Annotated in this window: 10 protein-coding genes; 6 read left to right on the plus strand and 4 right to left on the minus strand. The window is 70.4% G+C overall.

Translation table 11 applies throughout. The features are described 5' to 3' along the window. Positions 1-41 precede the first annotated feature (41 nt). Genes KFLA_RS12160 through KFLA_RS12170 form a run of 3 tightly spaced genes read right to left on the minus strand, consistent with a single transcriptional unit; the run spans position 42 to position 2808 of the window. The gene (locus KFLA_RS12160) at positions 42-1046 is read right to left on the minus strand and encodes a metal ABC transporter permease (RefSeq protein ID WP_012920087.1); all 1005 of its coding nucleotides are present in this window, start codon (positions 1044-1046) and stop codon (positions 42-44) included. After that, positions 1043-1840 carry a metal ABC transporter ATP-binding protein gene (locus KFLA_RS12165; RefSeq protein ID WP_012920088.1) on the minus strand — a complete coding sequence of 266 codons (798 nt, stop codon included), beginning with the start codon at positions 1838-1840 and terminating at the stop codon, positions 1043-1045. Before KFLA_RS12165 ends, KFLA_RS12160 begins: the two co-directional genes overlap by 4 nt. After that, entirely contained in the window at positions 1837-2808 is a 972-nt protein-coding gene (locus KFLA_RS12170; RefSeq protein ID WP_041289287.1) for a metal ABC transporter substrate-binding protein, read from the minus strand. Before KFLA_RS12170 ends, KFLA_RS12165 begins: the two co-directional genes overlap by 4 nt. 53 nt (positions 2809-2861) lie before the next feature. Between KFLA_RS12170 and KFLA_RS12175 the strand changes: the two genes are divergently transcribed. After that, on the plus strand, positions 2862-4211 hold the full coding sequence (locus KFLA_RS12175; protein WP_012920090.1) for a YibE/F family protein: 1350 nt from the start codon (positions 2862-2864) through the stop codon (positions 4209-4211). Positions 4212-4387: 176 nt separating this feature from the next. Beyond that, the gene (eboE, locus tag KFLA_RS12180) at positions 4388-5536 is read left to right on the plus strand and encodes a metabolite traffic protein EboE (RefSeq protein WP_012920091.1); all 1149 of its coding nucleotides are present in this window, start codon (positions 4388-4390) and stop codon (positions 5534-5536) included. 21 nt (positions 5537-5557) lie between these two features. On the opposite strand, the gene KFLA_RS12185 is transcribed toward eboE, so the two are convergent. Next, positions 5558-6553, minus strand: coding sequence for a LacI family DNA-binding transcriptional regulator (locus KFLA_RS12185; RefSeq protein ID WP_041289288.1), 996 nt, complete (start codon positions 6551-6553; stop codon positions 5558-5560). 204 nt (positions 6554-6757) lie between these two features. Here KFLA_RS12185 and KFLA_RS12190 point away from each other — a divergent pair, with 204 nt between their 5' ends. The 4 genes from KFLA_RS12190 (at position 6758) to lanKC (ending at position 13337) form a co-directional block, all read left to right on the plus strand. After that, the gene (locus KFLA_RS12190) at positions 6758-8494 is read left to right on the plus strand and encodes a discoidin domain-containing protein (RefSeq protein ID WP_012920093.1); all 1737 of its coding nucleotides are present in this window, start codon (positions 6758-6760) and stop codon (positions 8492-8494) included. 14 nt (positions 8495-8508) lie between these two features. Beyond that, positions 8509-9777, plus strand: coding sequence for a DUF1996 domain-containing protein (locus KFLA_RS12195; protein ID WP_012920094.1), 1269 nt, complete (start codon positions 8509-8511; stop codon positions 9775-9777). 72 nt (positions 9778-9849) lie between these two features. Further along, positions 9850-10395, plus strand: coding sequence for a DUF305 domain-containing protein (locus KFLA_RS12200; protein WP_012920095.1), 546 nt, complete (start codon positions 9850-9852; stop codon positions 10393-10395). A gap of 392 nt (positions 10396-10787) precedes the next feature. Continuing rightward, positions 10788-13337, plus strand: coding sequence for a class III lanthionine synthetase LanKC (lanKC, locus tag KFLA_RS12205; protein ID WP_012920096.1), 2550 nt, complete (start codon positions 10788-10790; stop codon positions 13335-13337). Positions 13338-13340 lie beyond the last annotated feature (3 nt).

Raw genomic sequence — 13340 nt, forward strand, 5'->3', positions numbered from 1 at the left:
CTCGCCATTGTTTCAGACCGCCCCAACTCGTGGACCGGCCGTCAGTGTTCGTCCCAGTGGTCGCCGTGCGCGGCGTGCAGATGACCGTCGTGCACGTAATCGACATGGTCGCCGTGCTCGACCTTGGGGTGGCCGCAGCGCTGACTGTGCGCGTGCGGGTGCTCGTCGGTGACGACGTGCGGCTCGGGGCCGGGCACGCCGACCTCGGGCTCCTCGTCGGCCAGCGGGGCGCGGGTGCTGCGGCGCCGGCGGAGCAGGGCGCCGGTGACCGCGGCGACCACGAAGCACGCCAGGGCCAGCACGACGATGGTCGCGCCGGGCGCGACGTCCGCGTGGTACGACGTGACGATGCCGGCCAGGCAGGCGAAGACGCCGATGCCGCACGCGGTCATGAACGTGGTCCGGAACGAGCGGGTCAGCTGCTGCGCCGTCGCCACCGGGACCACCATCAACGCGCTGACCAGCAGCAACCCGACGGTTCGCATCGCCACCGTCACGGTGACCGCGGCCATCACCGCGATCAGCAGGTTCAGCAGCTGGACCCGCAGGCCGGTGACCCGGGCGAACTCCTCGTCCTGGCAGACCGCGAACAGCTGAGGGCCCAGGCCGACCGCCACCACCAGGACGACGACGGCGAGCCCGACCACGACGTACAGATCGGACGGCGAGACGGTGGTCAGCGAGCCGAACAGGTACGTGTTCAGCGTGGCGGCGCCTTGGCCGGCCAGGCCGATGAGCAGGACACCGCCGGCGATGCCGCCGTAGAACAGCAGGGCGAGCGCGACGTCGCCGCTGGCCTTGCCGCGGGCCCGGATCAGCTCGATCGCCGTCGCTCCGGCGATCGCCACCAGGATCGCCGTCAGGGCCGGGGCGGTCCCGGTGAGCAGCCCGAGCGCGACCCCGGTGATCGCGATGTGGCCGATCCCGTCCCCCATCAGCGACAACCGGCGCTGCACCAGGTACGTACCGATCGCCGGCGCCGACAACCCGGTCAGCAGCCCAGCGATCAACGCCCGCTGCATGAACTCGAGTTCGAAAAGGGTCATGTCAGCCATCCCGGTTCGTCTTCCACCGGGTGGGGGTGGACGTGGGCGTGCGTCTGCGAGGCGTGCGGCGGGCCGTCGTACACGATCCGGCCGCGGCGCAGCACGATCGAGCGGTCGATCAGCGCGTCCATCGGGCCGAGGTCGTGGCTGACCATGATCACGGTCGTGCCGCGGGCGACGCGTTCGCGGATCGCGTCGGCGAAGATGTCCTGGCTGGCCAGGTCGACCCCGGCGGTCGGCTCGTCGAGCACGAGCAGCTCGGGGTCGGAGACGAGCGCGCGGGCGATCAGCACCCGCTGCTGCTGCCCGCCGGACAACTCGGCGACGGCGTCCTTGCGCCGGTCGGCCATGTCGACCAGCTCGAGCGAACGGTCGACGGCAGCGCGGCCGGCAGCGGTCAACGGGCGGAACCAGCGCCGCTTCGACAGCAGGCCGGACGTGACCACCTCGGCCACGGTCGCCGGTACGCCGCCGGCCGCGGTGATCCGCTGCGGCACGTACCCGATCCGGCTCCACTGGCGGAACCGGGGGACCGGCGTGCCGAACAGGCGGACCTCGCCGCGGGCGGCCGGCAGCAGGCCGACGATCGTCCGGACCAGGGTGGACTTGCCGGAGCCGTTGGCACCGAGCACGGCGACCACCTCACCCGGCCGGATCTGCAGGTCGATGCCGCGCAGCACGAGCCGGCCGCCCAGGTCCACCGACAGATCGGCGACCTGGACGGCCTTCGGTACGGCGGCACCGCCCGCGGCCCGCTCGGGGCCACGGACGGTGGAGGGGTCGGGTGACGTCACGCGCAGCTGTTCGCCTTCCGGAGCTCGGAGAGGTTCTCCCGCATCAGGGTCAGGTAGGTCTCCTGCGAGTTCGCGTCCGACAAGCCCTCGATCGGGCTCAGCACCGCGGTCTGCACGCGCAGGTCACGGGCGATCGACTGGGCCACCTTCGGGCTGACGAGCTCCTCGTAGAAGATCGTGGTGATCTGCTGCTTGCGCACGATGTCCTGGACCTCCTTGATCCGCTGCGGGGCCGGCTCGGCGTCGGGCGTGAACCCGGCGATGCCGACCATCTGCAGACCGTACCGCTTCGCGAGGTAGGCGAACGCCTCGTGACTCGTCACGAACGTCTTCAGTTTGCACGACTGCAGACCGGTCTTGTACTCGGTGTCGAGCTTGGTGACCTCGTCGACCAGGGCCTTGCCGCGCTCCTGGTAACCGTCCGCGTGCGCGGCGTCGACCTCGGCCAGCTTGTCGGTGACGGCCTGCACGACCGCGGCGTACCGGACCGGGTCGAGCCAGAAGTGCGGGTCGAGCTCCTCCGCGCCGCCCTCTTCCTCGTGCTTGTCCGTGCCGGCTTCTTCCGCGTGCTCCTCCTCGTGCTCGAAGTGAGCGCCGGTGGCCTCCAGGGTGGCCGCCGGGGCGACGTCGAAGCCGGCCTGCTCGGCGTTCTGCGCGACGGCTTCGTCGACGGCCGGCTGCAGGCCCTTCTCGAACAGCACCAGCTTCGCGTCGGTGATGCTGCCGACCTGCTTGGGAGTGAGCTCGAGGTCGTGCGGCTCGACGCCGGGCGCGGTGAGCGTGGTCACCTCGACCGCGTCACCCCCCACCTGCTGGGCGATGAACTGGAGGGGATAGAACGAAGCGACCACGTCGAGCTTGTCACCGCTACCGCCGGAGCTGTCGGTGGCGTCGCCACCGCAACCTGCAAGAGTGAGTACGGCCAAGGCGGCGAAGCCGGCGGTGACAGCACGAAAACCAGATCTCATGACAATCATTTTCATTTAATCGGAGATGGTTGTCAAAACAGGGAGTGAAACCGATGGCCAGGCGGGCGGCAGGGCGCAGGCGAGCCGACACCAAGGGGAACCGGCGCCGCCGGATCAGCATTCCCACCGGTCACGGGCACGGCCACGGCCACGGCGGCTGGGCGGACAGCGGGGAGCACGTGCTCGACACCTCGGTGGTGGACCGCGACGCGGTGGTCGCCCGCCGGGTCCGGGTCGTGGTGGCGGCGCTGCTGGTGCCGCTGATCGCCGCCGCGGTGATCGCGATGGTGGTGATGTGGCCGGGCGGCGACCTCGTCGTCCAGTCGGCGCACTCCACCGGCGCCGGTGGCACGGTGCAGAAGCTGGAGCCGTGCCCGGAGACGCCCGCCGACTGCGACCAGGCGACGGTCCGGATCGACTCCGGTCCGGAGGCCGACAAGGGCCGGGAGGTTCCGGTCGAGGTCCCGAAGGGCAAGCAGGCGGCGATTCCGATCGAGGTCGGCGACAAGGTCCTGCTCGGCGTTCAGGACGGTGCACCGCTGACCGAGCGCTACCAGTACGTCGACCACGACCGCGGCCGGCCGCTGCTGCTGCTGGCCGGGATCTTCGCCGTCGCGGTGGTGGTGCTGTCGCGCTGGCGGGGTTTCGCGGCGCTGATCGCCTTGGGCGTCACCGGGGTCACGCTGACGCAGTTCATCATGCCGGCGATTCTCAAAGGCTCGAACCCGCTGCTGGTCGCGGTGGTCGGAGGCGCGGTGATCATGGTGATCGCGCTCTTCCTCACCCACGGCGTCAACGCGCAGTCCTCGGTGGCGCTGGCCGGCACGATCGCCGCGCTCGGGCTCACCGCGTTCCTGGGCTGGGCGTTCGTGAAGTTCAGCGATCTGTCCGGCCTGGGCTCCGAGGGCGCCTCGGTGGTGAAGGCCTACGTGCCCGACCTCGACCTGGCCGGCCTGCTGGTCGCCGGCATCGTCATCGGCGCGCTCGGCGTGCTCGACGACGTCACGGTCACCCAGGCCAGTGCCGTCTGGGAGCTGTCCGCGGCCAACCCGGCGGCGAGCCGGGCCGCCCTGTTCGGCGCGGGCCTGCGGATCGGCCGGGCGCACGTCGCCTCGGTGGTGAACACCCTCGTGCTCGCGTACGCCGGCGCAGCCCTGCCGATCCTGATGGTCTTCGCGATCAGTGGGACGAAGGCTGGTTACCTGATCTCCACCGAGATGGTCGCCATCGAGGTCGTGCGCGGCCTGGTCGGCAGCCTGGGGCTGATCGCGGCCGTGCCGTTGACGACGGCCTTGGCGGCGATGGCGGTGGCGGACCGCTCGCGGGACCTGGTCGCGGGACCGGAGCGGCTGGCCTCGGGCGAGGAGAACGCCGATCCGGTGGCGGAGCCGCGCGAGTCGTGACCCTGCGCTGACTCCGCGTCAACAGGTGCTTCCCTCCTGCCGGAATGCACTCTAAAGTAGCCGCTCTGTCACGGACTGTCCGCCCCAGACTACTTTCCGTGGCACGACGGTGAGGAGTCGCGCATGCGTCGACGCAGGGGTTCCGCCGGTCGCTCGGCGCTGCGGGGCGCCCGGTCATGAGGTTCCGGCATCCCGACGGATCGACCGTTCACCTCGCGTACTCCACCCACGTGCATCCCGCCGAGGATCTCGACGGCGTGATCGCCCAGCTCGACGGGTGCTCGTCGCTGGTCCGCAAAGCACTCGACGTCCCGGTTCTCGGCATCGGTCTGTGGCTCGCGCACGAACTGGCCGACCAGCTCGCGAACTCCCCGGCCGCTCTGAACCGCCTACGTCGAGCGCTCGGCCGGAACGCCCTGGAGGTCGTGATGCTGAACGGCCTCCCGTACGCCGACTTCCGGGCCAAGGTGGTCGGCCAGCAGGTGTACCTCCCGGACTGGACCCAGCCCGAGCGTCTGCGCTACACCCTCGACCTGATCGAGGTGCTGGCCAAGCTGATGCCCACCGACGCGGCGTACGGGTCGATCTCGACGCCGCCGCTGGCCTGGCGTTTCCCGTGGTCGCGCCGGCGGGACGCGGTCGCGCGGCAGGCGTTCGACCGGCTCCAGGTCCGGCTCGCCCAGGTCGGGACGAACGCCGGCCGGCGGATCCGGATCGCCCTCGAACCCGAGCCCGGCTGCGTGCTCGAGATGGTTCCGCAGGCCACCCACTGGCTCACCCCGTACGCCGGTTCGGCGCTGATCGGGCTCTGCCTGGACACCTGTCACCTGGCGGTCCAGTTCGAGGACCCGGCCGCGAGCTTCGCCGTCGCGCAGGCCGCCGGGGTGGAGATCGTGCGAAGCCAGCTGTCAGCCGCCCTGCACGTCCCCGATCCCCGCGATGAGGATGCGCAACGGTTGCTGAACGAGTTCGCCGAGCCCAAGTTCCTGCACCAGACCCGCGAGTGGGGCGGCCCGGGCGTCGACAACCTCGACCAGGCCGACCAGCTCTCCGGCCATGCCGCCTGGCGGGTGCACTTCCACGTCCCGGTCCACGCGCCGCCCAGAGCGCCGTTGACCAGCACGACCGGCGTACTCGAGGACTGCCTGAACCACCTGGTCGGCGGTCCCCATCCACTGACGCACCACCTGGAGTCGGAAACCTACGCCTGGTCGATCCTGCCCGACGGTCCGACGAACCAGCAGGAGCTGGCCGAGGGCATCGCCGCGGAGCTGAGCTGGCTCAGGCAGCGGATCGTCGCGCACGGCCTGGAAGAGCTCACCTGACCTGTTGCTACCAGCAACTGCCTACGCCGATTCGCGCACGACGATCTCGGTCGGCAGGGTGACCGAGTCCGCGCTGCCGTGGGTGATCAGGTCGAGCAGCAGCCGGGTCGTTCGGGCCGCCTGCTCGCCCATCGGGCTGTGGATCGTGGTCAGCGCCGGTGCGGTGTAGAGCGCGGCCTCGATGTCGTCGAACCCGATCACCGCGACGTCGTCGGGCACCCGGCGGCCGGCCTCGCGCAGCGTGCGCAGCGCGCCGATCGCCATCAGGTCGTTGGCGGCGAACACCGCGTCCAGCTGGGGATCGTCGTCCAGCAGCTGCCGCATCGCCTCCGCCCCGGAGATCCGGGTGAAGTCGCCGAGGGCAACGATCGATCGCCGCCCGGTGTCCTTCAGCGTCTCCCGGTACGCCGTCAGCCGGTCCTGCGCGGCGGTCATGTCGAGCGGCCCGGAGATCGTCGCGATCCGCTGCCGTCCCTGGTCCAGCAGGTGCCGCACGGCCAGCCGGGCCCCGCCGAGGTTGTCGTTGTCGACCCACGGCATCAGCCCCGGCGTGGACAGCCGTCCGTGCGACACGATCGGCAGCCCGGTCCGGGCCAGCACCGCGGGCAACGGGTCGGCGCCGTCCATCGAGACCAGCATCGCGCCGTCGACGTGGCCGGCGGCGAGGTACTGCTCGACGCGCTTGCGGCTCTCGTCGGACCCGGCGAGCACGAGAGAGACCTGCTTGCCGGCCGCCTCGAGCTGCCGGCTGGCGGCGCGAACCACCATCGCGAACATCGGGTCGTCGGAGGCCAGCCCGGCCGGCGGGTCGGAGACGATGATCGCGATCGTGTTCGTCTTCTGGGTGACCAGGTTGCGGGCCGCGCCGTTCGGCACGTAGCCGAGCTCGGTGACCGCGGCCATCACGATCTGCCGGATCTCCGGCGCGACCGTCGGCTCGCCGTTGATCACCCGGGACACGCTCGACTTGGAGACGCCGGCCCGGGCCGCGACCGCGTGCAGCGTCGGTCGTCTCACGGGCACCCCCTCGGCGGTGACAGGGGAGCGTTCCCCACGCACGAGCATCCCGGCGGTTCCGGAACCTTGTCAAGCACCGCGCGGCCGGGCGCACCCCCGGCGACGGGTTCCGGGCGAGCCCTTGACACCGTTCCCGGAGCAGGCAACTCTCAGACTCAGGGAACGTTCCCTCGCACTCTTCCTGCCCGCCCCCTGGAGATGCCCATGCGTAGATCCCGCCCTTCCGCGCGCCTCAGAGCAGCAACCCTGGTCGCGCTCGCGACGAGCTTCGTGCTCGCCCTCCTGGTCGCCCCGCCCGCGGACGCCGCCGACCCGCTGCTGTCCCAAGGCAAGCCGGTGACCGCGTCCTCGTCCGAGAGCGTCGCCTTCCCTGCGTCCGCGGCCGTCGACGGTGACCCCGGCACCCGGTGGTCAAGCTCCTTCGCCGACCCGCAGTGGCTGCAGGTCGACCTCGGTCAGTCCGTCACCATCAGCCAGGTCGCGCTCAGCTGGGAGTCGGCGTACGCGACCGCATTCCAGATCCAGACCTCTGCCGACGGCAGCAACTGGAGCTCGATCTACAGCACGACCGCCGGTGCCGGTGGCAACCAGACTCTCAACGTCACCGGCTCAGGCCGTTACGTGCGGGTGCTCGGTACTCAGCGGGCGACCCAGTGGGGCTACTCGCTGTGGGAGTTCAAGGTGTTCGGGACCACTGGTGGTGGCCCCGGCCCCGATCCGGGCAGCCGGCTGCTCTCGTACAACAAGCCGGGCGTCGCCTCGACGCAGCAGCACGACAGCAACTGCTGGGAGTGCACGCCGGCCCGTGCGTTCGACCTCGACCCCGCCAGCCGCTGGGCCACCGCGACCGACTCCGGCTGGGTCGACCCGGGCTGGATCTACGTCGACCTCGGCGCGACCGCGCAGATCGACAAGGTCGTGCTGCAGTGGGACCCGGCCTCGGCGAAGGCGTACCAGCTGCAGGTCTCGAACGACGCGACCAACTGGACCACCATCTACTCGACGACCACCGGCCCCGGTTTCAAGCAGACGCTGACCGTCAGCGGGACCGGCCGGTACGTCCGGATGTACGGCACGCAGCGGAACACGCCGTACGGGTACTCGCTGTGGGAGTTCCAGGTCTACGGCACCGGAGGTGCGCCGACCACGCCGCCGGCCCCGCCCAGTGACCCGGCGAACCCGCCGCAGCTGATCTGGTCCGACGAGTTCAACGGCGCGGCCGGGTCCAAGCCCGACCCGGCGAAGTGGACGATCGATCCCGGCACCGGCCCGAACAACGAGCTGGAGTACTACACGAACAACAACAACGCCGCGATGGACGGCAACGGCAGCCTGGTGATGGAGGCTCGCAAGGAGGCGACGCCCGGCTCGGCCTGCCCGACCGACCCGCTGACCGGCAGCGGCACCTGCCAGTACACCTCGCACCGGATGAACACCAGCGGCAAGTTCACCACCACCTACGGCAAGATCGAGGCCCGGGTGAAGGTGCCGAAGGGCGCCGGGCTGTGGCCGGCGTTCTGGATGATGGGCGCGGACTTCCTGACCGGCCGTCCGTGGCCGTACAACGGTGAGATCGACATCCTCGAGGTGCTCGGCAAGGACGTGAAGACCTCGTACTCCACCGTGCACGCCCCGGCCTACAACGGCGCCGGCGGAGTCGGCGGCTCGTACACGTTGCCGGACGGGGCCGATCTGTCGGACGACTTCCACACCTGGGCGGCCGCCTGGGACAGCAAGGGCATCGTCTTCAGCCTCGACGGCCGGCCCGTCGTGACGCTGGACAAAGCCCAGGTGGAGGCGACCCGGGGTCCGTGGGTCTTCGACCACCCGTTCTACATCATCCTCAACCTCGCCGTCGGCGGTGACTGGCCCGGCCCGCCGAACGCCGGTACGCCGTTCCCGGCCCGCATGCTCGTCGACTACGTGCGCGTCTACCGGTGAAGCGAGGAGCTCCGATGAACGCACCATCTCGTACCGTCATCCGGCTCGGCACGCTCACCGTCGCCCTGCTGGCGCTGCTCGGGGCCTACCTGGTCAGCACCAGCAGGCCCGCGCAGGCCGCCGAAACCCTGCTGTCCCAGGGCCGTCCGGCCGTTGCCTCGTCGGTGGAGAGCGGCGCCTTCCCGGCGTCGGCCGCCGTCGACGGCAACGCCGGGACCCGTTGGGCCAGCGGCTTCTCCGACAACCAGTGGCTGCAGGTCGACCTCGGCTCCAGCCAGACCTTCAACCGGGTCGTGCTGCGCTGGGAGGCGGCGTACGCGCGCGGCTTCCAGCTGCAGACGTCCGCGAACGCGAGCACCTGGACCACGATCCACACCACCACCAACGGCACCGGCGGTGAGCAGAACCTGACCGTCACCGGCACCGGCCGGTACGTGCGGGTGCTGGTCACCCAGCGGGCCACCCAGTGGGGAGCCTCGCTGTTCGAGTTCCAGGTGTACGCCGGGACGCCGAGTGGCGGGCCGATCGTCCGGGTGGCCGAGTTCCTCGCGGACTGCCCGTTCACGCACCGGCTGCCCGACGACCCGATCGTGTTCCCGAACCTGCCGGGCGCTTCGCACATGCACAGCTTCTTCGGTGCCACCGTGACGAACGCGCACACCACCGTCGAGGACCTGGTGAACTCGCCGACGTCCTGCAACCCGGCCACGGACAAGTCGTCGTACTGGGTGCCGACGCTGTACAAGGACAACCAGCCGGTCGAACCGACCGGGACCACCTTCTACTACCTGGGGGAGGGCGTTCGCGACGACGTCATCGCCCGCATCCAGCCGCTGCCGTTCGGGCTGCGCATCGTGGCCGGTAACGCACGGGCGACCGGGCCGAACGACAACACCATCTCCCGCTGGTCCTGCCTGCACGCCGGGGACGCCGGCTCCGGGCACGACTTCATCACCTGCCCGACCGGGTCGATGCTGGAGTCCTACCTGGACTTCCCGCAGTGCTGGAACGGGCGGGACCTGGACTCACCGGACCACAAGAGCCACATGGCGTACCCGGTGAACGGCGACTGCCCGTCCACCCACCCGGTGCCGGTGCCGAAGCTGCGCCAGGTACTGCGCTACCCGGTGAACGGCTCGACGGCCGGGCTGCGGCTCGCGTCCGGTGGCGGGTTCACCATGCACGGCGACTTCTTCAACGCCTGGCCGCAGGCCGAGATGGAGCGCCGCGTCAACGACTGCATCCGCCCCATCATCAAGTGCGGCGCCGACGGGCGCCCGTGACCCTGTGAACCGCGGGGGCAGGTCTCGTCCCAGACCTGCCCCCGCACCTGCCTGTCACGAAGGAGTTCGAGCATGAGAGCTCTCGGTACTGCGCTGTTGCTGGCTGGACTGCTCACCGGCTGTGGGGCGTCGGCCGCCACGGAGCCGCCTCGGCCGGAGCCGTCGGTCTCCTCCGCCTTCAACACCACCGATCGCGCGTGGCTGCAGCTGATGGTGCCGATGGACGAGCAACTGCTCCGCGTCCTTGCACTCGCCGACAAGCAGGCCGCTGATCCCGCCGTACGCCGGCTGGCCGCGAGCATCACCGTGACCCACCGGGCCGAGCTAGCCCAGCTGATCGCCCTGCGCGACCGCTCCGGAGCGCCGAGCACCAACGTGCACGCGGGCCACGACATGCCCGGCATGATGACCGGTCCGGAGATCCTTGCCCTGAGCAACACAAAGGGCGCCGCCTTCGACCGGCTGCTGGTGAAAAACCTCCGGGAGCACGTGGACCAGTCCGCGCTGGTCGCCAGGAGCGTCGCCACGGCCGGTCAGGAACCGGCGGTCAAGAAGCTGGCCGGCAGCATCCAGAGCACCCGAGCCGGCCAGCGCAAACAACTCGCCGCGCTCGGCTGACTTCGGCTGGTTCCAGTCCGCGCGGGCGCCTTGCTCGCTGTCGCTCGCTCGGTGCCTGCTCCCATCCGCCCGGCCATTGTGCGTGCGCGTGCTGTCGCCCGCTTCGTTCTAGTGCAGGCGGTTCGGGGTCGAGCCGGCCTGATTCGCCCGACGATCGCCACCATGCATTCGTTTGTTTCGGCGCAGTTCCAACGCTTACTTCATTCGCCGCCCACGCTCTCCACTGCCCACATCGTCGGCAACTCGCCGAATCGTCTACTGACCGGCCGGTTCGGAGATACCCAGGCGTAGCGCCTGAGTTATTCACACGGCGGTGGTGACGCCCGGCACTACGCAGCGGCCTGGGACGGCGACACCATGTGACGACGAGACCGGATCATGGGGAGGCCGAAGTGGAACAGTACGAGCTGTACTGCTTGGCCGATCGGCTGTTCTACGACACCCCGACCAACCGTGGCGAGCAGGAGCCGGACTTCGCGGCCTGTGCCCGTCCGGTGCCGGCAGGCTGGCAGCACGATGCCGGTGACGTCTGGATGCACTACGCGCCGGCCGACGCCGACCTGCCGGCCCAGGGCTGGAAGATCCATGTCTCGGCCGGGCTGGACGACGCCGACCGGACGATCGCGGCGGTCTGGGACTACTGCGTCGGTCGCGGGCTGGCGTTCAAGTTCCTGCGCAGCAAGCCCGTCCTGATGATGTTCAACTCGAAGTCGGCCTTCCGTGGCTCCAGCGGCAAGCTGGTCACCATCTACCCGGCGGACGAGGCGCAGCTCGAGCTGGTCCTGAAGGAGCTCGACGGCCTGCTCGAAGGTGTCCAGGGCCCCTACATCCTCAGCGACCTGCGGTACGCCGACGGCCCGCTGTTCGTCCGGTACGGCGCCTTCGTCACCCGGTACTGCCTGTCGGACAGCGGCGAGCGGGTCTACGCGTTGACCAACGGCGAGGGCCGGCTGGTTCCGGACGTTCGCGGAGCCACCTTCTCGATCCCGCCGTGGGTGACCCTGCCCTCCTTCCTGGAGCCGCACCTCGAGGCCCGGAACGCCGTCACCACCAACGAGTTGGCGTACGTGATCGAGAACGTCATCCAGTTCTCCAACGGCGGCGGCGTCTACCTCGGCCACCACCGCGACACCGCGGAGAAGGTGGTGCTCAAGGAGGGCCGCCCGCTGGCCGGGCTGGACGCTCTCGGCCGGGACGCGGTGGCCCGGGTCGGCCACGAGCGCGACATCCTCCAGCGCCTGGCCGGGCTGGACGTCGTGCCGGCCGTCCGCGACTACTTCCAGCTGGGCGACCACCACTTCCTGGTACAGGAGTTCATCGACTCGAACTCGCTGCAACGGCTGATCGTCGGGCGCTACCCGCTGACCCGGCCGGATGCCTCCGCCGAGCAGCGGACGGCGTACGCCGAGTGGGCTTTGGGCACGCTGGCCCGGATCGAGCAGGCAGTCGCAGCCTTGCACGAGCGCGGCGTGGTCTTCAACGACCTGCATCCCGACAACATCCTGATCGACGCCGACGACCGGTTGGTGCTCATCGACTTCGAGGTGGCCACGCTGGCCACCGAGCAGGCCCGGTCGGCGCTCGCGCACCCGGGTTTCGCCGCCCCGCCGGACCGCCACGGCGTCGACGTGGACCGCTATGCGCTGGCCTGCCTCACGCTCGGACTGTTCGCACCGCAGGCCACCATGCTGCTCGGGCTCCACCCGGCCAAGGTGAACCAGCTGGCCGACCTGATCAGCGAGACCTTCCAGGTGCCGAGGGCAACGATCGCGCCGGCGGCCGGCACGGTGCTCGGCGACCGGCCGGCGCTGCAGGCCGACCCGCCGCTGCCCGGCAAGGCACCTTGGCAGGACCTGCGCTCGGCCATCACCAAGGCGATCGCGGCGTCCGCGACACCGCAGCGGGACGACCGGCTGTTCCCGGGAGACATCGCACAGTTCGAGCCTGGGGGCGGGATCAACCTGGCGTACGGGGCAGCAGGCGTGCTGTACGCCCTGGACCGCTGCGGTGCCGGCCGCTTCCCGGAGTACGAGGACTGGCTGCGCAGGCAGACCCGGGACTCCGCCGCTGTGCCCGGTCTCTACAACGGGCTGCACGGAGTCGCTCTGGTTCTGCACGAGTTGGGTCACCACCAGGACGGGCTGGATGCCCTGGACCGTGGCCGCACCCAGCCCGCCGAAGTGCTGGAGCTGGGCTTGTACTCCGGGCTCGCCGGCATCGGGCTCAGCCTGCTGCACTTCGGGGCCGAGCCGGCTGCCCTCGCCGCCGCCACCCGGATCGTGGACGAGGTGGCAGACCGGCTCGGTGGACCCGAGGACGTCGCGGAGCTCAGCGGCGACGGGCGTCCGCGTGCGGGCCTGATGTTCGGCTCGTCCGGTCCGGCCCTGCTGTTCCTGCACGCCTACGAGCGCTCCGGCGACACCGGCCTGCTCGATCTGGCCAAGATTGCGCTCCAGCAGGATCTACGCCGCTGCACCGCCGACCAGTACGGCATGCTCCAGGTCAATCAGGGGTGGCGCACGCTGCCCTACCTGGAAGAGGGCTCGGCGGGTATCGCGCTGGTGCTGGACCGCTATCTGCGCCACCGGCCGGACGACGAACTCGCGACGGCTCTCGAGCCGCTGCGGAAGGTCACTCGCTGCGGCTACTTCGTTCAGCCCGGTCTGTTCATGGGTCGCGCCGGCGTTCTGCTCGCGGCGGCCCAGCTCGAGCCGAGCGCGTCGGAGCAGCTGATCGCCGGACTGGGCTGGCACTCGCTGCCCTACGGCGACGGACTGGCCTTTCCCGGCAACCAGTTGCTCCGGTTGTCGATGGATGTCGCCACCGGTTCGGCCGGCGTTCTGCTGGCCCTGGGTGCCGCGCTGCACGAGCAGCCGGCGGCCCTCCCGTTTCTCGAGCCCGGTCCCGGGTTCGGTTCCTACCAGCGCCGAGAGGAGGTGTAGACA

Origin of the sequence: Kribbella flavida DSM 17836 (genome assembly GCF_000024345.1) — a bacterium.
GTDB lineage: Bacteria > Actinomycetota > Actinomycetes > Propionibacteriales > Kribbellaceae > Kribbella > Kribbella flavida.